Origin of the sequence: Oceanomicrobium pacificus (assembly GCF_009833495.1) — a bacterium.
Taxonomy (GTDB): Bacteria; Pseudomonadota; Alphaproteobacteria; order Rhodobacterales; family Rhodobacteraceae; genus Oceanomicrobium; species Oceanomicrobium pacificus.
Window position 1 is genome coordinate 689,175 of record NZ_WUWG01000001.1, and the last position, 20,933, is coordinate 710,107.

The window sequence follows — 20,933 nt, forward strand, 5'->3', positions numbered from 1 at the left end:
CTGCCCTATTGCCGGAGACCGGACCCATGTCGACCGATGCGCTTCTCAACCTGATCCGCGACCGTGCCGGTGATGCGCCGGTGCGCCTTGGCCTGATCCTCGGCTCGGGGCTCGGGCATCTGGCGGACGCTGTCGACGGTGTCGCCATCGACTATGGCGACCTGCCGGGGTTCCCCCATGCCGGCGTGTCGGGCCACAATCCGAAACTGGTGATCGGCACGCTGGAAGGCCAGCGCGTCGCGGTGTTCGGCGGGCGCGCGCACTATTATGAAAGCGGCAAGGCCGACGTAATGCGCACACCGCTGGAAGTCCTGAAAGGGCTGGGCGCCGAAGGCGTGATCGCGACCAATGCGGCGGGCAGTTTCCGCAGCGACATTCCCCCGGGCGACCTGATGCTTCTGTCCGACCATATCAATTTCTCGGGCCTGAACCCGCTGATCGGCGAGCCGACGGACCGGCGGTTCGTCAACATGACCGACGCTTATGACCCGGACTGGCGCAAGCAGCTGGGCGCGGCCGCCGATGCGGCCGACATCGAGCTCAAATCCGGCGTCTATGCCTGGTATTCCGGCCCGTCCTTCGAGACCCCGGCCGAGATCCGGGCAATCCACCGGCTGGGCGCCGATGCGGTCGGCATGTCGACCGTACCGGAGGTGATCCTCGCGCGGTTCCTCGGCCTGCGGGCGGCGGCGATCTCGACCATCACCAACATGGCCGCCGGCATGAGCGACGAGGCGATCAGCCATGAACATACCAAGGCCATGGCACCGCTGGGTGCGGCAAAGCTGGAAAAGGTGTTGCGCGGCTTCCTCGCCGCGCTCTGAGCGGCACGTCCGCCGCTCCGATTTGTCGCACATGGCTGGCCTGACCGCCCGCGCGAATATAGGCTAGACCGAATCCCGAACCGCGGGTGTTTCATGCAGATCTATCTTCCCATCGCCGAAGTTTCGGTCAATGCGTTCCTGTTGCTCGGTCTCGGCGGGATCGTGGGCGTACTGTCGGGCATGTTCGGCGTGGGCGGCGGCTTCCTGATGACGCCGCTGCTGTTCTTCATCGGCATTCCGCCCGCCGTGGCCGTGGCGACCGAGGCGAACCAGATCGTTGCCTCCTCCTTCTCCGGCGTGCTGGCGCATTTCAAGCGGCGAACGGTGGATTTCAAGATGGGCGGGGTGCTGCTGATCGGCGGCCTCGCCGGGGCGGCGCTTGGCGTGCAACTGTTCAAGGCGCTGAAGGAGATCGGCCAGGTCGAGCTGCTCGTCTCGCTCTGTTATGTGGTCTTCCTTGGCGTCATCGGCACGCTCATGTTCATCGAGAGCCTGAACGCGATCCGGCGCAGCAAGCGCCCCGGCCCGCCGCCCAAGCGCACGCGCCACACATGGGTGCACGGGCTGCCGCTGAAGATGCGGTTCCGCGCGTCCAACCTCTATATCTCCGCCATCCCGCCGGTGATGGTGGGCTTCGTCGTCGGCATTCTGGCGGCGATCATGGGTGTCGGGGGCGGGTTCATCATGGTGCCCGCGATGATCTACCTGCTCGGCATGCCGACCAAGGTGGTCGTCGGCACCTCACTCTTCCAGATCATCTTCGTCACCGCCTTCACCACGCTGATGCACGCGACCCAGAACTATACGGTCGACATGGCGCTGGCGGTGCTGTTGCTGCTCGGCGGGGTCGTGGGGGCGCAGATCGGCACGCGCATCGGGATCAAGCTGAAGGCCGAACAGTTGCGCATCCTGTTGGCGCTCATGGTGCTGGCGGTCTGCGGCAAGCTCCTGTTCGACCTTGTGGTGACGCCGAGCGAGCTCTACACGCTCGGCAGCGGGGGGCACTGATGCGCGGTGTGTGGATCATCGCAGCGGCACTCCTTGCCCTTGGCTCCGGCCTCGGCGCGTCCGAGCGGGTTGTGTCAGGCCTGAGCCAGAACCGGGTCGCGATCACCGCCAATTTCGACGGGTCGGAAATCCTTGTCTTCGGTGCGGTCGGGCGCGAGGCCCCCGCCCCGGTAGAGGACGGGCCGCTCGACGTGATCGTGGAGGTCACGGGGCCGTCGAACCCCGTCACAGTGCGGCGCAAGGAGCGTGTGCTCGGGATCTGGGCCAACCGCGACGCGGTGGACGTGAACCTTGCACCGAGCTTCTATTCGCTCGCCACGACCGGCCCGCTCGACGAGGTGATTTCACCGGCCGAACAGCTGCGCTACGGGGTCGGCACGGATCAGGTGGTGCGGGTGGCCGGTCCGCCGCCCGAAGTGGCCGACACGTCGAGCTTCACCGACGCACTCGTGCGCATCCGGACCCGCGACGGGCTCTATTCTGAAAGCGGCGAGGGCGTGGAACTGACCGAGGAGACGCTCTTCAGGACCGACATCGCCCTGCCCGCCAATCTGGTCGAGGGCGACTATCGCACGCGCATCTTCCTCGCGCGCGGCGGCGAGGTGGTGGACGTGAGCGAACGGGTTATCGCGGTGCGCAAATCGGGGCTGGAGCGCTGGATCTACAATCTGGCGCACGAACAGCCGCTGCTCTACGGGCTCCTGTCGCTCGCGGTGGCGCTGCTGGCCGGCTGGGGCGCGTCCGAGGCCTTCCGGCTGTTGCGCCGCTGACCGCTATTTCTTCGCGCCCGCATCCGTGGCGCGCGCGATATCCGACAATTGCTTCTCGATCCCGTCGAGCCGGTGGAGCACGTCATCGCGATAGGCGCCCGTTGCCTGATCGGTTTCTTCCGCATGGGCTTCCTGCATCGAGTTCACGATGAGGCCGACAAGAAGGTTCACCACCGCGAAAGTGGTGACCATGATGAAGGGCACGAAAAAAGCCCAGGCCCAGGCGTAAACCTCCATCACCGGGCGGACGATGCCCATGGACCAGCTTTCCAGCGTCATGATCTGGAAGAGCGAATAGGCGCTGCGCCCGAGCGATCCGAACCAGTCGGGGAAGGCGTCACCGAACATTTTCGTGGCCATGACCGAGCCGATATAGAACAGCACCGCCATCAGGATGAAGACCGACCCCATGCCGGGCAGCGCGTTGAAGAGCCCCTCGACCACACGGCGCAGGCTCGGCACCACCGAGACGACGCGCAACAGGCGCAGGATGCGCAGCGCACGCAGCACCGACAGGCCCTCGCCCACAGGGAAGATGGAAATGCCGACGATGGTGAAATCGAACAGGTTCCAGCCGTTGCGGAAGAAGGCCAGACGGTGGGCAAAGAGCTTGAGCAGGATCTCGAGGATGAAGATCACGAGGCAGGCGCGGTCGAGTGCCTTCAGCACCGGACCGTAATCGGCCATCAGCGCGTCGGATGTTTCCAGCCCCAGAATGACCGCATTGAACAGGATGACGCCGAGGATGAAATACCGCACCTGCGCCCTGTCGAGCCAGAGTGCCACCGTCTCCCGCGCTGTCATGCCTGTGCTGCCCTTCCGTTCACTTGCCCATCGCCGCCGCCGCGATCCGCGACCGCGCCACCGTTGCAGCGGATATGATTGCGCCGGGCGCGGAAGGCAAGCCTAACCGCGGCCGATAAAGGGCATTTTCGTCGCCATCACCGTGACAAACTGGATATTCGCGTCGAGCGGAAGGGAAGCCATATGCGCCACCGTGTCGGCCACGTTCTTCACATCCATCACCGGTTCGGGCTTGATCGAGCCGTCGGCCTGCGGGACGCCGCCGGCCATTTTCGTCGTCATGTCGCTGGCGGTGTTGCCGATATCGACCTGCCCGCAGGCAATGTCATAGGGGCGGCCGTCAAGCGACAGGGTCTTGGTCAGGCCGGTGATCGCGAATTTGGTCGTGGAATAGGGCACCGATCCGGGGCGCGGCACCTGCGCCGAGATCGAACCGTTGTTGATGATCCGCCCGCCCTGCGGCGACTGCTTGCGCATCTGGCCGAAGGCGGCGCGGGCACAGAGGAAGGCGCCGTTCAGGTTCACGTCGACCACCTTGTACCAGTCCTCGACCGAGATTTCGTCGATCGGCGCGGGGGGCACGTTGCCGCCGGCATTGTTGAACAGAAGGTCAAGCCGCCCGAACCGGTCCACGGCCTGTGCGAACGTGTCCTCGACCTGGCTCGGGTCCGACACATCGCAGGTCAGGCACAGCGCCCGGTCGCTGCCTGCGGCGGTTTCCTGCAGCGGCTCCAGCCGCCGGCCGACCAGCACCGCACGCCAGCCATCTTCCAGCAGGCGGCGCGTCACCGCCCGCCCGATCCCGGACCCTGCGCCGGTTACCAATGCCACCTTGTCCATCGTCTACTCCATCCCTGTTCGGTCTTGCCGTTTGCCGCGAAGCTGCAATGCTAAACCGGTTCACGTCAACAGCAGAGGACGGAAATGACCGACAGTTTCTTCCTGCCGGAGCCGGGCGACCAGCTGCCGCGCTTCGCGGGCGTGCCCAGTTTCATGCGCCTGCCCCATGTCCCGCCCGGCCATCCGCGCTTCAAAGACGTGCAAATCGGTCTGGTCGGCGTGCCGTGGGACGGCGGCACCACGAACCGCCCCGGCGCGCGCCACGGGCCGCGGCAGGTGCGCGATGCCTCCACCATGATCCGCAGGCTCCATCCGGTGACGGGGGCCGACCCGTTCGGCCAGACCGCCTGCGCGGACCTTGGCGATGTCGGCCCCAATCCGGCGGATGTTCAGGACAGTCTCGACCGGATCACGGCTTTCTATGCCGAGCTTGCAAATGCCGGCATCCGCCCCGCATCGGTCGGCGGCGATCACCTGACCTCCCTGCCGATCCTGCGGGCGCTCGCACAGGACGGGCCGCTCGGGCTGATCCATTTCGACGCGCATACGGACCTTTATGACAGCTATTTCGGCGGGTTCCGCTACACGCATGGCACGCCGTTCCGCCGCGCGATCGAGGAAGGGCTATTGGATCCGAAACGCATGGTCCAGATCGGCATTCGCGGCACCGGCTATGATGGCGAGGATATCGCCTTCGGGCGCGCGGCAGGGGTGCGGATCGTGACGATCGAGGAGTTTTTCGACCGCGGGCCGGATGCCGTCATGGCCGAGGCGCGGGACATTATCGGCACCGGCCCCGTCTATGGCAGTTTCGACATTGATTTCATCGATCCGGCCTATGCTCCGGGCACCGGCACGCCGGAGATCGGCGGCCCGTCCAGCTTTCAGGCGCAACAGGTGATCCGGGCCCTCGACGGGATCGACCTTGTCGGCTTCGATCTGGTCGAAGTGTCCCCGCCCTTCGATGCGTCGGGCGGCACCGCCTATCTGGCGGCCTCGCTCCTGTTCGAATGGCTGTGCATCCTGTCAGCCGCCATCCGTCGGACGTAGTTCGAGCGTTGCCGGCTCGCTTGGCAGGTCCGCGACGGTAAGCGGCGCCGAGGGCCGTTGCAGCGCGTAGCGGCGCACCCAGTGAAGCCGTCGCTCGGCACGTGTGATCGCGACATAAGCGAGCCGCCGCCAAAGCGGGATGCCCGCCTCGCTGCGGCCCGCGCGGGACGCGGCATAGAGGTCGGGCGCAAACACCTGCACCTCGCCCCATTGCGAGCCCTGCGCCTTGTGGATCGTGCAGGCCGCCCCGTGCAGGAAGGCGGCCCCCATCCGCGCGGCCGAAGGGATGAAGGGCTCTTCCTCGTCGGGCATCTCGATCTTGATGATGGTCGCGACCGAGACACGCGGATCTTCCATGCCGATCACATGCAACCGGCTGAAACCGGGTTTTCGCCCCGGCCCGAGATAGATGGTCTGCGCCCCTTTCACGAGACCGCGCGCCTCCAGATCGATCCGCTTCTTGCGGTGCTTGAGCGGCAGTTCCACCCCGTCACAGATGAGCGGCTCGCCGGGCAGAAGCTCGGTCTCGGGGGCATCGAAGGCGCGTCGGAAAGCATGGATCAGGCGGATGCGGGTCGCATTGCGCCAGACCAGAACCGGCGAGCGGGCCATCAGATCGGCATCCACACGCGGCGCCAGCACGACACGGTCGTCCCGCGACGCGGCATCGGCGACCATATCCTCGAATGTCGAGAAATCGAGCGCATCGTCGCCCAGCGCATGGGCGAGATCGAGGATCGGGTTGTCCGCCGCCTGCCGGTGGATGCGGTGCAGTTCCAGCTTCTGGCTGTCCTTGAGCTTGTCGAAACACATGGACCCGCTCTGCCCCACGGGGGCCAACTGTGCCGGATCGCCGAAGAGCACCAGCGTGTCGAACAGTTCGCGCAGATCCTCGAACTGCGTGTCATCGAGCATCGAGCTTTCGTCGACGAACCCGATATCGAGCGGATCCTCGCGCCGTTTCCAGCCGGTGATGAAGTCCGACCCGCGCAGTCCGGCGGCCGCGAGCGCGCCCGGAATCGATTTGTGCAGCTTGTAGAATTCCGCCGCACGGTCGAGCGCGGCATCGGTCAGCCCCTCGACCTTGGGCCGCTCGGCATCGCCCGCGAGCCATTCGGCGACCTTCTCGTAATCGGGGTCGTAGATCGGCGTATAGAGGATCCGGTGGATCGTGGTCGCCGGCACACCGCGCCCGCGCAGAACGCTCGCCGCCTTGTTTGTCGGGGCCAGCACCGCCAGCGTGCGGCGGTCCTTGCGCTTGCGGTTCTCATAATCGCCGGAGACAAGGTCCACCCCGGCGTCCGTGACGGCTTTCACCAGTTCGGCCAGCAGCACCGTCTTGCCCGATCCGGCCTTGCCCATGACCGCCAGAACGCGGGCCTTGCCATCGGTCGCGGGCAGGCTGACACCCTCGTCGATATCGACACCGGCACTGCGGAGCGCGCCCGCGATCGCGTCATGCGCGGTCGCCTGATCGTCGGAAAATTTCATGCACCCGTCCCTGGTCGCCCCGCTGCCCGTCTGCCCTGTCTAAAGGCAAGGGCGGCGGGGCGCCAGTGCGCGGGTGGGGCCAATCACCCGCGGGCTTCGAGCACATCCTCGAAGGTGCGCAAACCGGTGCGGGGCGCGGAGACGAGCACGGCCATGTTGCCGGGCTTGTGCTCGTTTCGCATCATCTTCGTGTGGGCCGCCGGGATCTCCGCCCAGGGGAAAACCTCCGACATGCAGGGGTCGAGCCGCTGTTCCACCATCAGCTTGTTGGCAGCGCTCGCCTGCTTGAGATGGGCGAAATGGCTCCCCTGGATGCGCTTCTGGTGCATCCAGACATAGCGCGCGTCCATCGTTAGGTTGTATCCGGTTGTGCCGGCACAGATGACGACCATGCCGCCCTTCTTGCAGACGAAGGTGGAGACCGGAAAGGTGGACTCGCCGGGATGCTCGAACACCATGTCGACATTGTTGCCCTTGCCGGTGATGTCCCAGATCGCCTTGCCAAACTTGCGGACCTCGTTGAACCAGTCCTTGTATTCCGGCGTGTTGACCTTGGGCAGCTGGCCCCAGCAGTTGAATTCCTTGCGGTTGATGACGCCCTTGGCGCCGAGCCCCATCACGAAGTCGCGCTTGTCCTCTTCGGATATCACGCCGATCGCGTTGGCGCCCGCGGTGTTGATGAGCTGGATCGCGTAGGATCCGAGCCCGCCCGATGCGCCCCAGACCAACACATTCTGGCCGGGCTTCAGGTCATGTGGCTCATGGCCGAAGAGCATCCGGTAGGCCGTGGCGAGCGTCAGCGTGTAGCAGGCGCTTTCTTCCCATGTCAGGTGCCGGGGCCGCGGCATCAGCTGCTGCGACTGGACATTGGTGAACTGGGCAAAGGAACCGTCGGGCGTCTCGTAGCCCCAGATCCGCTGGCTCGGCGAATACATCGGGTCACCGCCGTTGCATTCCTCGTCATCGCCATCATCCTGATTGCAATGGATGACGACCTCGTCTCCGACCTTCCAGCGTTTCACCTTGTCGCCAACCGCCCAGACAATGCCGGATGCATCGGAACCGGCAATGTGGAAGGGCGCGCCATGCACGTCGAAAACGGAAATCGGCTTGCCGAGACCGGCCCAGACGCCGTTGTAGTTGACGCCCGCCGCCATCACGAGGACCAGAACCTCGTGGCTGTCCAGCTTGGGGACGTCGACCACTTCGCAGGCAAAGGCCTGCTCCGGCTCGCCCTGCCGTTCGGGGCGGATGGTCCAGGCATACATCTGCTTCGGCACATGGCCGAGCGGCGGGATCTCCCCGATCTCGTACAGGTCCTTTTGCACTGCATCATAGGCCATGGAAGTGATCTCCGTATCCAGGGGCGCCATTTTGCTCTCCTTCCAGAATAATCCGCTGTGGCGAAAATTTTGAGTAATTTTCTGTCGTTTCCAAGTCTGAAATTGTCATTACATTTTACGGTGGGTGCTGCAAGGGGCTTTTTCGCACCCATCTGACTGCCATTGCGGAAATTTGCGGAAAGATCTGTGCAATCATTGGTAATTTTATTGCTGGAAGATTTTTCTGCGCTGCAATAGAAATGGGGCAAGAATGTTGGATGCAGTGCAAAATCGATTCGCCGGACGGAGGACAGGATGACCGCAGAGACCGACGCGCAGACCCAGCGGAAGGCCGACCGCCCGTGGCTGTTCCGGACCTATGCGGGCCATTCGACCGCGGCCGCGTCGAACGCGCTCTACCGTTCCAATCTGGCGAAAGGCCAATCGGGCCTGTCGGTCGCCTTCGACCTGCCGACCCAGACGGGCTATGACAGCGATCATGTTTTGGCACGGGGCGAGGTCGGAAAGGTCGGCGTGCCGGTCAGCCATCTGGGCGACATGCGTGCGCTCTTCGACCAGATCCCGCTGGAGCAGATGAACACGTCCATGACGATCAACGCCACCGCGGCGTGGTTGCTGGCGCTCTATATCGCTGTGGCCGAGGAGCAGGGCGCGGACATCACCAAGCTGCAGGGAACGGTCCAGAACGACATCATCAAGGAATATCTCTCGCGCGGGACCTATGTGTTCCCGCCAGAGCCGAGCCTGCGTCTGATCGGCGACATTGCCGAATATTGCTATCGCGAGGTGCCGCGCTGGAACCCGATGAACGTCTGCTCCTACCATTTGCAGGAGGCCGGCGCGACGCCCGATCAGGAATTGGCCTTCGCGCTCGCCACGGCCATCGCCGTGCTCGACCATGCGCGCGAGCGGGTGCCGGCCGAGGATTTCCCGACCGTGGTGGGCCGCATCTCCTTTTTCGTGAATGCCGGCATCCGGTTCGTGACCGAGATGTGCAAGATGCGCGCCTTCGTCACCCTGTGGGACGAGATCTGCCGCGAGCGCTACGGGGTGGAGGATGCGAAACTGCGCCGCTTCCGCTACGGGGTGCAGGTCAACTCGCTCGGCCTGACCGAGCAGCAGCCGGAAAACAATGTCTACCGCATCCTGATCGAGATGCTGGCCGTGACCCTGTCGAAACGCGCCCGTGCCCGCGCGGTGCAGCTGCCGGCCTGGAACGAGGCGCTCGGCCTGCCCCGCCCGTGGGACCAGCAATGGTCGCTCCGGATGCAGCAGATCATGGCGCTGGAGACCGACCTTCTGGAATATGACGACCTGTTTGACGGCAATCCGGCGGTCGACGCCAAGGTGGCCGCACTGGCCGACGGCGCGCGGCGCGAGTTGAAACAGATCGAGGCGATGGGCGGCGCGATCGCGGCCATCGACTATATGAAGACCCAGCTTGTCGACAGCAACGCCGCGCGGATCGCGCGGATCGAACAGGGGGAAACGGTCGTGATCGGCGTCAACCGCTTCGCCGAAGGGGAGACAAGCCCGCTTCTGCATGGCGGCGGCGGCATTCTCGTTGTCGATCCGGCGGTGGAGGCGGAACAGATCGGCCGGCTCGATGCATGGCGGGCGGCCCGCGAAGATGCAGCCGTGGCAGGTGCACTGGCCCAGCTGCGGGCGGATGCCGAGGCCGGACGCAACATCATGCCGGCCTCCATCGCCTGCGCCAAAGCGGGCGTGACGACCGGTGAATGGGGCGCGGCCATGCGCGCCGTCCATGGGGAGTATCGTGCGCCGACCGGTGTCGGTACCGCCCGGTCGAACCGCTCGGAAGGGCTGGAAGAAGTGCAATCGGCCGTCGGGGCGGATGCCGACACGCGCGGCCGTCCGATCCGGTTCCTCGTCGGCAAGCCGGGGCTCGACGGCCATTCCAACGGGGCCGAGCAGATCGCGGTGCGGGCGCGGGACTGCGGCATGCAGGTGATCTATGAAGGCATTCGTATGACGCCCGAGGCCATCGTGGCGGCCGCCGCCGAGCATGATGTCGATGTGATCGGCCTGTCGATCCTGTCGGGCTCCCATGTGCCGCTGATCCGCGACGTGCTGGCACGGCTCGATGCGGCGGGGCTCGGGCATCTGCCGGTTGTCGCGGGCGGCATCATCCCTGACACGGATGCCGAGGCGCTGCGCGCGGGCGGGGTCGCGCGGGTCTATACGCCCAAGGATTTCGATCTGAACCGGATCATGCTCGACATCCTGTCGGTCACCCGCCCGCCCCGTGCGGCGGCCTGACCGGGCAAGGTCGGAACCGACGGCTGCGGCACAGCGGCCACAGGCCCTGTTGCCGCCATGCTCTGCCATTGCCGGAATCACCGTAATCGCTTAGTTTCGCTGCATCTGCGAATGCCAGGGGTGGCCCGTCGGGCCGTGGGGCGGCAGTCGCGCAAAAGCCGTTTGTTGCAGTCCGACCCTGGTGGTGCATGTCCCGACTGATCGATTTCCTTGGTGCACTTCTGGCCCGTCTTGTCGGGCTGGCCGCGCTTGTTCCCCTGCTCGGCGCACTTGCGCTGACCTTCCTGTCGAGCGAACAGGTGGCCCTGCCCGACAGCCCGCTCGCCATTGGCTTCGGCATCGCGCTCATGATCACAGCGGCCATTTTCCTCAGCCCGCGCGCGACGCGGCGGATTCTGGCCAAACGTGGTGAAATCTCCTCCGACCTCGTTTTCGGCTTCGCGCTGCTCCTGTGGCTGGCGCTCGTCTTCGTCTTTGCTCTGCTGGCGCTGAAAGCCCTGCAACCGCTTGCGCCGCTGCCGCTTGCCGGGTCCGATATCCTGATGGGACTGGGCGGGCTCTGGCTTCTCGCAGCGCTCTTTTTCGTGCTGCCGGGCTTCTATGCCCGCCGTCTCGCGGGTCCTGCAACCGCCCCTGCCGCAAAAAAGGCGGACACGGCACCGCAAGCCACTGTCGATACGAGCCACCCGTCCACGGACGGAGCGGCATCGGCAGCAACGGCGGCCGAACCCGATCCGTCGCTGACCGAAATTCCCGAAGGGTTCGAGGACCTGTCCGCCCCGGTGACCGTCGATCCGACCGTTCCGCGCGCGGACGGGGAGCCGAGCTATCTCGTCCAGACCGAAGATCGGAACGTGAAACGCTACGGGTCGACCGCCGTAGACAGCTGGGTGTCCCAGCAGCACCAGATCAGTGCGGAAAAGGCCCGCAAGCCGAAGGTCCGCAAGGGTGGATCGCGCCTGTCGAATCTGCTGCTCCTGCCCTGGTTCGCGCTCGTCGGCGTTGCGATCGGCCACCGCTATCTGGGGCAATATTATCCCGATCCCGACCATGCCCGCTTCATCGCGGAGAACCGCTGGTACATTGCCGCGGGGCTTGGCCTCTATTGCGGGATTGCCGTGCTGCCGCGCAACGCGAACGGCATCACCGGTCCGATGCAAAGCCCGTTTGTGCGGCTTGGAGTGGTGTTTGCGGTCTGCTTCCTTGTCTCCGCCTATCTTCTGCGCCCGATGCTCGTCTACGGCGTCCCGATGGCCATGAGCTATGTGCAGCCGGGCGAGGAAAAGGGCATCCCCGTCACCGTCTATGACCGCGTGCTCGGCCGCCGCCGGGGCTGTTCCAATGTCGTGATCGTTGACAGTGTGCCGCCGGCCGACCCGCGCCGCTGGCGGGTGTGCGACCTGCCGCAGGAGGAGGTTGCCCCGCTGGAGAACGGCCAGCGCATGCGGCTCTTCGTGACCGACGAGACCTATGGCGGTCGCTTCGTGCGGCTAGGCCAGCCCCTGCCCGATATTCCATATAGCGACGACACGACCGACCGGGGCCGCGCCGGGCGCTGATCGCACTGGCCCTCGCGCCCGCCTGCGGGCAGACTGGAGCGGTTCATCAGGGAGGACCGCATCATGACCGTACATATCGGCGCCAAGCAGGGTGATATTGCCGAAACCGTTCTGCTGCCGGGCGATCCCTATCGCGCCCGCTGGGCGGCAGAGACGTTTCTCGACGATGCGCGGCTCGTGAACGAGGTGCGCGGGATGCTCGGGTTCACCGGCACCTGGAAGGGCCACCCTGTCACGATCCACGGCACCGGCATGGGCATGCCGTCCCTGTCGATCTATGTGAACGAACTGATCCGCGACTATGGCGCCCGGACGCTCATCCGGATCGGCAGTTGCGGCGGCATGCAGGATCATGTGGGCATCCGCGACATCGTGGTCGCGATGAGCTGTACCTCCATTTCCACGCCGTCGCGCGGCATCCTGCGCGAACTGCAATATGCCCCGACAGCGAACTGGCCGCTGTTGCGGGCCGCTGTCCTTGCGGCCGAGCGCCGTGACCGGCCGGTCCATGTCGGCAATATCTATTCATCGGACGTCTTTTATGACGAACGCCCCGACCTCAACGAACAGATGGAGCGGCATGGCGTTCTGGCGGTCGAGATGGAGGCGGCCGAGCTCTACACGCTCGCCGCGCGTCACAAGGCCCGCGCTCTGGCCGTGCTGACCGTGAGCGACCACCTCAAGACCGGAGAGGCGTTGCCGTCAGACAAGCGGGAGCGGTCTTTCGGCGAGATGGTCGAGATCTCCCTCGAAGCCGCCTTCGCAGACAGCTGACAGACAAAAGGGGCCGCGACGGGCCCCTTTTTTTCAATCGTTCTGGCGGTCAGCCGATTACATTTTCCGTTCGACCATCATCTTCTTGATCTCGGCGATCGCCTTGGCGGGGTTCAGCCCCTTCGGGCAGGTCCGCGCGCAGTTCATGATCGTGTGGCAACGGTAGAGTTTGAACGGATCCTCCAACTCGTCGAGCCGTTCGCCCGTAGCCTCGTCCCGGCTGTCGATGATCCAGCGATAGGCATGCAGAAGCGCGGCCGGTCCCAGATAGCGGTCTCCGTTCCACCAGTAGCTCGGGCAGGAGGTGGAGCAGGAGGCGCACATCACACATTCATAGAGCCCGTCGAGTTTCTTGCGGTCCTCGATGGACTGGCGCCACTCCTTGGCCGGACGGTTCGTCTTGGTCTCCAGCCACGGCATGATGGAGGCATGCTGGGCATAGAAATGGGTCAGGTCGGGGATCAGGTCCTTGACCACCGGCATATGCGGCAGCGGATAGATCTTCACGTCCCCATCCACATCGTCGAGCCCGTAGATACAGGCCAGCGTGTTGATCCCGTCGATATTCATCGCGCAGGAGCCGCAGATCCCCTCCCGGCAGGAACGGCGGAAGGTCAGCGTCGGATCGATCTCGTTCTTGATCTTGATGAGCGCGTCCAGAATCATCGGCCCGCATGTGTCGAGGTCGACGAAATAGGTGTCGACGCGCGGATTGCTGCCCGAATCGGGATCGTAGCGATAGATCTTGAACGTGCGCAGGTTGGTCGCGCCCTCGGGCTTGGGCCAGGTCTTGCCCACCACCACGCGCGAGTTTTTCGGAAGGGTCAGTTCCACCATTACTTGTCTCCCAGCGACGCGCTCAGCGTGCTGCCATTGCGGATGAATTCCTGTGCCCGCTGCTGCTGCGCAGGCGTCAGGCTGTTGTAGGTTTCAAGCTCGGCCGGGGTCAGGAAGACACCCGGCGCCACTTCGGTCCCGCCGCCCGACCGGACGATGCGGCCCTGCTGGGCGTAGCAGGCTTCGTAATAGGCGCTGCTCACCGTGGCGCGCGACATGCCGTCGATGCGCTGGGTGCCGACAAACTGGCCCTTGGAATTGAGCGCCACCGTCACATCGGTGCCAAGGCGGGCCTCGGCCTCCTTCTCGGCCTGCTTCAGGCAGTAGCGCTGCACCTCGGCCATCGTTGTCGGCAACGGATCGGCACCTTCGGTGCAGGCGGCCAGCGCCACGGCGGCCACGGACAATGCAAGAGCGGTCTTCGTCATCCTCGGTTCTCCCTGTCGCCGCGCGGGGGCGGCCCGGTCAGTAGACGCGGGCCTTCGGCGCGATCTTCTTGAGGTCTATCCCACCCTCGTCTTCCTTGGTCAGCGGATCAAGATGCACGTTCCGGTAGGTCAGCTTGGCCTTGCCCTTCGCGTCGAAGCGGACCAGCGAATGCTTGCGCCAGTTCTCGTCGTCGCGGTCGGGGTAATCCTCGTGCGCATGGGCGCCGCGGCTTTCCTTGCGGGCCTCGGCGGCGGTGATCGTCGCCACCGCGTTCGGCATCAGGTTGGCCAGTTCCAGCGTCTCCATCAGGTCGGAGTTCCAGACGAGCGACCGGTCGGTGACCTTCAGATCGTCGAGACCGGCAGCGACCTCCTTCATCTTCTCCACCCCTTCGGCGAGCGTCTTGTCGGTGCGGAACACGGCGGCATCCTGCTGCATCGTGCGCTGCATCTTCAGCCGCAGGTCCGCCGTCGGCGTGCCGCCATCGGCGTGGCGCATCGCGTCGAACCGCTCGAGCGCCTTGTCCACCGACTTGCGGTTGATCGCCGGATTGGGGCTGTTCGGGTCCACCACCTCGCCGGCGCGGATCGCCGCGGCACGGCCGAAGACCACAAGGTCGATCAGCGAGTTGGAGCCGAGGCGGTTGGCGCCGTGCACGCTGGCGCAGCCGGCCTCGCCCACGGCCATCAGGCCGGGCTGCACGCGGTCCTGCGACCGGGCCGTCGGGTTCAGCACCTCGCCCCAGTAATTGGTCGGGATGCCGCCCATATTGTAATGCACCGTCGGCAGAACCGGAATCGGCTCCTTGGTCAGGTCGACACCGGCAAAGATGCGCGCCGATTCCGAGATGCCGGGCAGGCGCTCGGCAAGCGTCTCGGGCGGCAGATGGTTGAGGTGCAGGAAGATATGGTCCTTCTCCGGTCCGACGCCGCGGCCCTCCCGGATCTCCATGGTCATGCAGCGCGACACCACATCGCGCGAGGCCAGATCCTTGTAGGTGGGCGCGTAGCGTTCCATGAACCGCTCGCCCTCGGAGTTGGTCAGATAGCCACCCTCGCCGCGGGCGCCTTCAGTGATCAGGCAGCCCGATCCGTAGATGCCCGTCGGGTGGAACTGGACGAACTCCATATCCTGCAACGGCAGCCCCTGCCGCGCGACCATGCCGCCCCCGTCACCGGTGCAGGTATGGGCGGAGGTGGCGGAGAAATAGGCGCGGCCGTAGCCGCCGGTGGCAAGCACGACCATCTTCGCGTTGAAGAGGTGGAGCGTGCCATCATCGAGCTTCCATGCCAGAAGACCTTGGCAGGCGCCGTCTTCCGACATGATCAGGTCGAGCGCGAAATATTCGATGAAGAATTCCGCGTTGTTCTTCAGCGACTGGCCGTAGAGCGTGTGCAGGATCGCATGGCCGGTCCGGTCGGCGGCGGCACAGGTGCGCTGCACCGGCGGGCCTTCGCCATATTCGGTCGTGTGGCCACCGAACGGGCGCTGGTAGATCTTGCCCTCTTCGGTGCGGGAGAAGGGCACGCCGTAATGTTCCAGCTCATAAACGGCTTTCGGCGCTTCACGGGCGAGATATTCCATCGCATCAGTGTCGCCCAGCCAGTCCGAGCCCTTGACCGTGTCATACATATGCCACTGCCAGCTGTCGGGGCCCATATTGCCGAGGCTCGCGGCAATCCCGCCCTGCGCGGCCACCGTGTGGCTGCGGGTCGGGAAGACCTTGGTCACGCAGGCGGTGCGCAGCCCCTGCTCGGCCATGCCGAGCGTGGCCCGCAGGCCCGAGCCGCCGGCGCCGACGACGACCACGTCATATTCATGTTCGATCAGATCGTAAGCGGACATCAATCTCTCCAATCAGGCGCCGAAGGCGATCTTGGCAACAGCGAAAACGCCGGTCAGGCCGAAGAGCCAGCAGAACAGGGTGTTGCCCACGATGAGCGCGGTGCGGAGCGCGGGACCATGGACATAATCCTCGATCACCACCTGCAGACCCTGCTGCAGATGCAGGAAGCCGGTGACCAGGAAAAGCACGGCGACAAGCGCGTTGAACGGGTGGGAATAGGCCTCGACCACGCGGGCATGATCGCCGCCCAGATTGTAGGCCAGCGGAATGACGAAAAGCACCGTCAGCGGAATGAGCGCGACCGAGGTCAGACGCTGGTTCCAGAAATGGTGGGTGCCGTCCTTGGCCGAGCCGAGGCCGGACACACGGGCGCGATCTGTCTTGTAGCTCATCTCCGCCTCCTCAGATGGCAATGATCAGGGTGATCAGGGTCAGGCCCAGCGACGTGCCGACCACGATCCAGGCCGAACGGGCGACAAGTTCCGGGTCATAGCCGCGGCCCGTGTCCCAGATCAGGTGCCGGATGCCGGTGCAGGTATGGTACCAGAGCGCCCAGAGCGATCCGATCATCACCAATGTTCCGATCCAGCTTGTGATCACAAAGTCGGCGACTGCGAAATAGTCCGGCCCGATGGCCGCTGCCAGGAACCACCAGACGATCAGCACCGCGCCCAGCGTCAGGGCCGACCCGGTGATCCGGTGCAGGATCGAGGTGATATCATTGGCCCGGAACTTCCAAACGGTCATGTGGGGCGACAGGGGCCGGTTTCCGCGATTGACGTCAGCCATATGCTGTCCTTCCAGTTTGAGCAGCGCTGCGATCGGGTCCGTCCGTCACACCGGAGACACCCAGAAATCGCCGCGAGAATATCGCGCTTGGCCCACGAGTCCTACCCCTAACACAAGCGGGTTCGGGGATTTTCACCGGGAATCGGGCAAATGTGATCCAATCTGTGATCACAGATTTTTTCTTGTGATCACAGATTGCCGTTCCGACCGCTCAGACCGGGATGAGGCCCCAATAATCAAAATCGAGCAGCACACCGTCACGATAGCGCCCGTCCGGGTCGCGCAACGCCCCCGCCGGTCCTTCATCTTTCACCGCGACCAGCCGCAGGCGCAGGGCGCCGACACCCGGCGCGCCGGTCTCGGCCACATCGAGCACTTCCGACCAAGCGGATATCCGGTCGCCGGCGAAACAGGGATTGGCATGGGCGCCGCCATTGATCGCAGCCACCATCTGCAGGTTTGCCAGCCCGTCATGGGCCAGTGCGCGGGCCATCGACAGGACATGGCCGCCATAGACGAGCCGCCGTCCGTCGGGGCGCGCGCTTCTGTCGAAATGCACCTTGGCCGTGTTCTGCCAGAGCCGCGTCGCCATCATATGTTCGGCATCCTCGACGGTCACACCGTCCACATGGTCGATCACGTCGCCGGTCTTGTAGTCGGCCCAGCGCCGCGCATCGCCCGTCCAAGCCGTGTCGAACCCCGTGAAATCGAGCCCTTGCGGCACCGGAACGTCGCTCACAGCGACGGCACCGGCCAGATCGGGCACGACCGTCTGCGGTGCCGGCGCGTCCAGGTCACGCTTTCGCACCATCACCCAGCGGCAGAAATCGATGACCGTCTCGCCATGCTGGTTCTGTCCCTCGGTCCGGACCCAGACGATCCCGGTCTTGCCATTGCTGTTCTGCTTCAGCCCGATCACCTCGGACCGCGCGGACAGCGTGTCGCCCGCGAAAACCGGCCGGTGGAACCGCCCCTCGGCATAGCCCAGATTGGCCACGGCATTGCGCGACACATCGGGCACCGACTTGCCAAAAACGATATGGAAGGCTGCCAGATCCTCGATCGGGCTTTCGCGCAGACCGCTCGCCCGCGCCACTTCGTCGGAGGAATAGAGCGCCACGCGCGTCGGGTAGAGCGCGGTATAAAGCGCGCGCTCCCCCGCCGTCACGGTGCGCGGCACCGCGTGATGCAACTGCTGACCGACGCTGTAATCCTCGAAAAACAGGCCTGCCGCGCTGCCCGCCATCAAAGCTGGCCCAGCTTCTGTTCGGGATCGTAGCGCCCCTCGACCTCCTTCACGACGGCCTGACCGCAGCGCATCACGCCGCGCTTGGCGTCAAATGCATAGGTCGGGCTGCCATGGAGCGACCAGCCCTTGTCGAGCGCCTCGGTCACCTTGTGGCAGAAGGCGGATGTGTCATCCTCGGTCAGCAGGCGGTAGGCAAGCATGGAAGCTCCTCTCGGTCAGGTCGGAAAGGGCGATGGCCCGATGAAATAGTGGATGGTGGTGATCACGGCGAAGACGACCACCGAGATGATGACGAGCCGCAGATCGCCCGAGGCCGGACCGGGCGCCGGGCGCTCCCAAGCGCCCTCTGCGGCATTGATGACCAGCATTTCGACAATGGCCCAGACGCCGAGCCAGCCGAACAGCAGAATCGAGGCCAGATCGCCGTTCACCAGCAGATGCGCCACGCTCCAGACGAGCACACCGGTCAGCATCGGGTGCCTTAGCCATGACCGCGCCCGGCCCTTGGACGAGCCCATGCCAAGCAGGAAGACGGCGATGAGCATCAGCAGATTGTTCAGATGCACGGTCCAGCCGGGCGTCACATAGACCTGCGGGGCCAGATAGCTGCGATAGCCGATGACCATCAGCACGACCGACAGAAGGAGCAACAGCGCCACGACACCGCGCACCGGCCCAGCGCCGATCCGTTCGATCAGCCCGTCGCGCGCGCCCGGGGCCACGCGTTTGAATAGATGTGCGCCGCTCCAGAGGATCAGCCCCGCCACCAGATAGATCATGTTTCCGCTCCCCGGATATTTTCTATGGTTTCTCGGGGCGCATTAGGCGGTTTCCGCAGCCGATTTGGCAATAGCTTCTGCGCGTGCAATGAGCGTCCGCGCGGTTTCCACATGGAGGTTTTCCACGATCTTCCCGTCGAGCACCGCCACGCCGGAGCCCGATGCAACCGCTTCGTCAAAGGCCTCGATCTGGCGCCGTGCTTCGTCAAGCGCCGCCGCGTCGGGCGCGAAAGCGCTGTTTGCAACCTCCACCTGTCCGGGATGGATCAGCGTTTTTCCGTCAAATCCCATGTCGCGATCCTGCTGGCATTCCTGCGCCAGACCGTCGAGATCGCGGAACGCATTATAGACCCCGCCGATGCAGGCAACCCCATGCGCGCGGGCCGCCAGAAGCGCCATGGCCAGCGCCGGCATGAGGGCGATCCGGTCCTGCGTCGCCCGTCCACCCAGATCCTTCAGCAGGTCATTGGTGCCGAGCACGAAGCCTTCAAGGCGCGGATGGGCAGCGATCGCAGCGGCATTGAGCACGCCTTGCGGGGTTTCGATCATCGCCCAGAGCGCCCGCCCTTCCCCGCCGGCCGCATCGAGCCGCGCGGCGGCCGCGTCCAGCTCAGAGGGAGCGCCGACCTTAGGCAACAGCACCGCATCGCACGCCATCGTGGCCGCCGCATCGAGATCCGCCGCGCCCCATTCCGTGTCGAGCCCGTTCACCCTGACAAGCCGCAAGCGCGCGCCATAGCCACCGGCCGCGAGGGCCTCGGCAACGGTTGTGCGCGCGGCCGCCTTCTCGTCGGGGGCAACCGCGTCTTCCAGATCGAAAATCAGCCCGTCCGCCGGCAGGCCCTTCGCCTTTTCCAGCACGCGCGCCCGGGAGCCGGGCATGTAGAGCAGTGAGCGGAGGGGGCGATTGAGAACCGACACAGGACGAGACTCCTCGGCGAAATATTATTGCGTGAGGACCTGTAAACCATAACCGATGTTGCGTCGCAACACAAAATTGCTGCTCTGCACATGCAATTTCTTAACCCGATTCTGTTAGGTCCGGCCGCCACATGCAATTGCGAGGTCGCAGCCGGTCCGGACCTCCTTGCCTGTGCCGTCGCCTCGACGTCGCGCGGGAAAGGATGGACCGATGATGAACAAGCTGCACATGAGCCTGGCCCTGTCGCTCGGATTCGGGGCGCTCGCCTTCTGGCACGGTGCCGCGCAGGCCCAGGGCGGGCAATGCGGTGACCGGACCGACATCGTCACCCAGCTTCACGACCGCTATGGCGAGGCGCGGGTCGGTGCGGGCCTGACACGCGGGCAGATGCTGGAACTGTTTGCCTCCGCGACCACCGGCAGCTGGACGCTGCTTGTCTCGGCCCCCGACGGCCGGTCCTGCCTTGTCGCCTCGGGCAATGGTTGGACGGACACGGCCGCACGCCCGACCACGCCGGGCGTCTGACCCTCAGGTCAGTGCATCGAAGATCAGCTTGCTGCCGGTGATCAGCAGGAATGTGTAGGTGATCTGGAAGAAGAGGCGTTCCGGCACGACCCGGTGCGCCACCACGCCGACAAGCACGCCCAGAATCGCGACAGGCGCAAGCATCAGGCTCGCGGTCAGGCTCTCGCGGCTGAACATGCCGAGCATCGCATAGGGCGGCACTTTCACCAGATTGATCCACCAGAAGGTGAGCACGGTCGTCGCCTGATAGGTGGTCTTGCCAAGATTCTGGCCCAGCAGATGCACCGCCGCCGGCGGGCCGCCGGCATGGCTGATGAAACTGGTCAGACCGGCCACACCGCCCCAGCTGCCCGCGCGTATGGCAGAAAAGGGCCGCGGCGCGACGGAAATCCAGCCCCGGCCCCGGGCGATCTGGAAACAGACGAATCCCACCGCGATCAGCCCGATAAGCAGCCGGAACAGGTCAGGGTCGGCGATGGAGTAGATCGCGCTGCCCAGAAGGATGCCCGGCACGGCCCCGGCCATGAGTGCGCGGGCATTGCGCCAGTCCCAGAGCCGCCAATAGGCGCGGATCGCGGTCACATCCATAACCATCAGCAGCGGCAGCATCACCCCGATCGCGTATTGCGGCGGCAGAATCAACGCCAGCAAGGGGGACGCGGCGAAGGCCGCACCGCCGCCGAAGCCGCCTTTCGACATGCCGGCAAAGAGCACGGCAGGAATCGCGAAGGCGAAGAAGGTCGCGTCGAGTTCCACGGGGATGATGTCCTGAAAAAATGGCGGTCTGCCGGGGCGATTTTGCCCTTCTCTATCC

General features: G+C 65.1%; 22 protein-coding genes. 8 read left to right on the forward strand and 14 right to left on the reverse strand.

The window, feature by feature from the left end:
- Window positions 1-26: 26 nt before the first annotated feature.
- The 3 genes from GSH16_RS03445 (at window position 27) to GSH16_RS03455 (ending at window position 2,602) form a co-directional block, all read left to right on the forward strand.
- Window positions 27-824: a purine-nucleoside phosphorylase gene (locus GSH16_RS03445; protein WP_160851917.1), complete on the forward strand. Its 798-nt coding sequence runs from the start codon at window positions 27-29 to the stop codon at window positions 822-824.
- A 93-nt stretch (window positions 825-917) separates the two neighbouring features.
- A complete protein-coding gene (locus GSH16_RS03450) occupies window positions 918-1,832 on the forward strand; it encodes a sulfite exporter TauE/SafE family protein (protein ID WP_160851919.1) in 915 nt (304 codons plus the stop codon).
- Window positions 1,832-2,602 (forward strand): TIGR02186 family protein, encoded by a 771-nt coding sequence (locus GSH16_RS03455; RefSeq protein WP_160851921.1) that lies wholly within the window; start codon window positions 1,832-1,834, stop codon window positions 2,600-2,602. The genes GSH16_RS03450 and GSH16_RS03455 overlap by 1 nt, the downstream gene beginning before the upstream one ends.
- A gap of 3 nt (window positions 2,603-2,605) precedes the next feature.
- Here GSH16_RS03455 and GSH16_RS03460 read toward each other — a convergent pair whose 3' ends face one another.
- Window positions 2,606-3,406, reverse strand: a complete 801-nt coding sequence (locus GSH16_RS03460; RefSeq protein WP_160851923.1) for an ion transporter — start codon at window positions 3,404-3,406, stop codon at window positions 2,606-2,608.
- 102 nt (window positions 3,407-3,508) lie between these two features.
- Window positions 3,509-4,246, reverse strand: a complete 738-nt coding sequence (locus GSH16_RS03465) for an SDR family oxidoreductase (RefSeq protein ID WP_160851925.1) — start codon at window positions 4,244-4,246, stop codon at window positions 3,509-3,511.
- 84 nt (window positions 4,247-4,330) lie between these two features.
- On the opposite strand from GSH16_RS03465, the gene speB reads away from it, so the two are divergent.
- Window positions 4,331-5,296: an agmatinase gene (gene speB / locus GSH16_RS03470; protein ID WP_160851928.1), complete on the forward strand. Its 966-nt coding sequence runs from the start codon at window positions 4,331-4,333 to the stop codon at window positions 5,294-5,296.
- Here speB and GSH16_RS03475 read toward each other — a convergent pair.
- On the reverse strand, window positions 5,273-6,787 hold the full coding sequence (locus tag GSH16_RS03475; protein WP_160851930.1) for an AAA family ATPase: 1,515 nt from the start codon (window positions 6,785-6,787) through the stop codon (window positions 5,273-5,275). The genes speB and GSH16_RS03475 overlap by 24 nt on opposite strands.
- Before the next feature lie 83 nt (window positions 6,788-6,870).
- Complete coding sequence (ccrA, locus tag GSH16_RS03480; RefSeq protein WP_160851932.1) at window positions 6,871-8,160, reverse strand: crotonyl-CoA carboxylase/reductase; 1,290 nt, start codon at window positions 8,158-8,160, stop codon at window positions 6,871-6,873.
- A 264-nt stretch (window positions 8,161-8,424) separates the two neighbouring features.
- Between ccrA and GSH16_RS03485 the strand changes: the two genes are divergently transcribed.
- The 3 genes from GSH16_RS03485 (at window position 8,425) to deoD (ending at window position 12,743) form a co-directional block, all read left to right on the forward strand.
- Window positions 8,425-10,410: a protein meaA gene (locus GSH16_RS03485; protein WP_160851935.1), complete on the forward strand. Its 1,986-nt coding sequence runs from the start codon at window positions 8,425-8,427 to the stop codon at window positions 10,408-10,410.
- 188 nt (window positions 10,411-10,598) lie between these two features.
- On the forward strand, window positions 10,599-11,969 hold the full coding sequence (locus GSH16_RS03490) for a hypothetical protein (protein WP_160851937.1): 1,371 nt from the start codon (window positions 10,599-10,601) through the stop codon (window positions 11,967-11,969).
- Window positions 11,970-12,032: 63 nt separating this feature from the next.
- Window positions 12,033-12,743, forward strand: a complete 711-nt coding sequence (gene deoD / locus GSH16_RS03495; protein ID WP_160851939.1) for a purine-nucleoside phosphorylase — start codon at window positions 12,033-12,035, stop codon at window positions 12,741-12,743.
- A 57-nt stretch (window positions 12,744-12,800) separates the two neighbouring features.
- Here the strand turns inward: deoD and GSH16_RS03500 are convergent, their stop codons facing one another.
- The 9 genes from GSH16_RS03500 to GSH16_RS03540 all read right to left on the reverse strand — a co-directional run bounded on the left by GSH16_RS03500 (window position 12,801) and on the right by GSH16_RS03540 (window position 19,593).
- Window positions 12,801-13,580, reverse strand: a complete 780-nt coding sequence (locus GSH16_RS03500) for a succinate dehydrogenase iron-sulfur subunit (protein ID WP_160851942.1) — start codon at window positions 13,578-13,580, stop codon at window positions 12,801-12,803.
- Window positions 13,580-14,008 (reverse strand): hypothetical protein, encoded by a 429-nt coding sequence (locus GSH16_RS03505; RefSeq protein ID WP_160851944.1) that lies wholly within the window; start codon window positions 14,006-14,008, stop codon window positions 13,580-13,582. Before GSH16_RS03505 ends, GSH16_RS03500 begins: the two co-directional genes overlap by 1 nt.
- Before the next feature lie 37 nt (window positions 14,009-14,045).
- Window positions 14,046-15,854: a succinate dehydrogenase flavoprotein subunit gene (gene sdhA, locus GSH16_RS03510; protein ID WP_160851947.1), complete on the reverse strand. Its 1,809-nt coding sequence runs from the start codon at window positions 15,852-15,854 to the stop codon at window positions 14,046-14,048.
- A gap of 12 nt (window positions 15,855-15,866) precedes the next feature.
- Window positions 15,867-16,247 (reverse strand): succinate dehydrogenase, hydrophobic membrane anchor protein, encoded by a 381-nt coding sequence (gene sdhD, locus GSH16_RS03515; protein ID WP_160851949.1) that lies wholly within the window; start codon window positions 16,245-16,247, stop codon window positions 15,867-15,869.
- 10 nt (window positions 16,248-16,257) lie between these two features.
- Entirely contained in the window at window positions 16,258-16,644 is a 387-nt protein-coding gene (sdhC, locus tag GSH16_RS03520; protein WP_160851951.1) for a succinate dehydrogenase, cytochrome b556 subunit, read from the reverse strand.
- Window positions 16,645-16,855: 211 nt separating this feature from the next.
- Window positions 16,856-17,890, reverse strand: a complete 1,035-nt coding sequence (locus GSH16_RS03525; protein WP_160851954.1) for a MaoC family dehydratase — start codon at window positions 17,888-17,890, stop codon at window positions 16,856-16,858.
- Window positions 17,890-18,093 (reverse strand): DUF1737 domain-containing protein, encoded by a 204-nt coding sequence (locus tag GSH16_RS03530; protein ID WP_160851956.1) that lies wholly within the window; start codon window positions 18,091-18,093, stop codon window positions 17,890-17,892. The genes GSH16_RS03525 and GSH16_RS03530 overlap by 1 nt, the downstream gene beginning before the upstream one ends.
- Before the next feature lie 15 nt (window positions 18,094-18,108).
- A complete protein-coding gene (locus tag GSH16_RS03535) occupies window positions 18,109-18,672 on the reverse strand; it encodes an NnrU family protein (RefSeq protein ID WP_160851958.1) in 564 nt (187 codons plus the stop codon).
- Between the two features lie 42 nt (window positions 18,673-18,714).
- Window positions 18,715-19,593 (reverse strand): HpcH/HpaI aldolase/citrate lyase family protein, encoded by an 879-nt coding sequence (locus GSH16_RS03540; protein WP_328803150.1) that lies wholly within the window; start codon window positions 19,591-19,593, stop codon window positions 18,715-18,717.
- 214 nt (window positions 19,594-19,807) lie between these two features.
- Here GSH16_RS03540 and GSH16_RS03545 point away from each other — a divergent pair, with 214 nt between their 5' ends.
- Complete coding sequence (locus GSH16_RS03545; protein ID WP_235912917.1) at window positions 19,808-20,119, forward strand: hypothetical protein; 312 nt, start codon at window positions 19,808-19,810, stop codon at window positions 20,117-20,119.
- A 3-nt stretch (window positions 20,120-20,122) separates the two neighbouring features.
- Here the strand turns inward: GSH16_RS03545 and GSH16_RS03550 are convergent, their stop codons facing one another.
- Window positions 20,123-20,875: a sulfite exporter TauE/SafE family protein gene (locus tag GSH16_RS03550; RefSeq protein WP_328803151.1), complete on the reverse strand. Its 753-nt coding sequence runs from the start codon at window positions 20,873-20,875 to the stop codon at window positions 20,123-20,125.
- Window positions 20,876-20,933: the final 58 nt, after the last annotated feature.

Bases quoted from the DNA above. Each gene is read 5' to 3' on its own strand.
- GSH16_RS03445 (WP_160851917.1), top strand. From the start codon at position 27: ATGTCGACCGATGCGCTTCTCAACCTGATCCGCGACCGTGCCGGTGAT.
- GSH16_RS03450 (WP_160851919.1), top strand. From the start codon at position 918: ATGCAGATCTATCTTCCCATCGCCGAAGTTTCGGTCAATGCGTTCCTG.
- GSH16_RS03455 (WP_160851921.1), top strand. From the start codon at position 1,832: ATGCGCGGTGTGTGGATCATCGCAGCGGCACTCCTTGCCCTTGGCTCC.
- GSH16_RS03460 (WP_160851923.1), bottom strand. From the start codon at position 3,406: ATGACAGCGCGGGAGACGGTGGCACTCTGGCTCGACAGGGCGCAGGTG.
- GSH16_RS03465 (WP_160851925.1), bottom strand. From the start codon at position 4,246: ATGGACAAGGTGGCATTGGTAACCGGCGCAGGGTCCGGGATCGGGCGG.
- speB (WP_160851928.1), top strand. From the start codon at position 4,331: ATGACCGACAGTTTCTTCCTGCCGGAGCCGGGCGACCAGCTGCCGCGC.
- GSH16_RS03475 (WP_160851930.1), bottom strand. From the start codon at position 6,787: ATGAAATTTTCCGACGATCAGGCGACCGCGCATGACGCGATCGCGGGC.
- ccrA (WP_160851932.1), bottom strand. From the start codon at position 8,160: ATGGCGCCCCTGGATACGGAGATCACTTCCATGGCCTATGATGCAGTG.
- GSH16_RS03485 (WP_160851935.1), top strand. From the start codon at position 8,425: ATGACCGCAGAGACCGACGCGCAGACCCAGCGGAAGGCCGACCGCCCG.
- GSH16_RS03490 (WP_160851937.1), top strand. From the start codon at position 10,599: ATGTCCCGACTGATCGATTTCCTTGGTGCACTTCTGGCCCGTCTTGTC.
- deoD (WP_160851939.1), top strand. From the start codon at position 12,033: ATGACCGTACATATCGGCGCCAAGCAGGGTGATATTGCCGAAACCGTT.
- GSH16_RS03500 (WP_160851942.1), bottom strand. From the start codon at position 13,580: ATGGTGGAACTGACCCTTCCGAAAAACTCGCGCGTGGTGGTGGGCAAG.
- GSH16_RS03505 (WP_160851944.1), bottom strand. From the start codon at position 14,008: ATGACGAAGACCGCTCTTGCATTGTCCGTGGCCGCCGTGGCGCTGGCC.
- sdhA (WP_160851947.1), bottom strand. From the start codon at position 15,854: ATGTCCGCTTACGATCTGATCGAACATGAATATGACGTGGTCGTCGTC.
- sdhD (WP_160851949.1), bottom strand. From the start codon at position 16,247: ATGAGCTACAAGACAGATCGCGCCCGTGTGTCCGGCCTCGGCTCGGCC.
- sdhC (WP_160851951.1), bottom strand. From the start codon at position 16,644: ATGGCTGACGTCAATCGCGGAAACCGGCCCCTGTCGCCCCACATGACC.
- GSH16_RS03525 (WP_160851954.1), bottom strand. From the start codon at position 17,890: ATGGCGGGCAGCGCGGCAGGCCTGTTTTTCGAGGATTACAGCGTCGGT.
- GSH16_RS03530 (WP_160851956.1), bottom strand. From the start codon at position 18,093: ATGCTTGCCTACCGCCTGCTGACCGAGGATGACACATCCGCCTTCTGC.
- GSH16_RS03535 (WP_160851958.1), bottom strand. From the start codon at position 18,672: ATGATCTATCTGGTGGCGGGGCTGATCCTCTGGAGCGGCGCACATCTA.
- GSH16_RS03545 (WP_235912917.1), top strand. From the start codon at position 19,808: ATGAACAAGCTGCACATGAGCCTGGCCCTGTCGCTCGGATTCGGGGCG.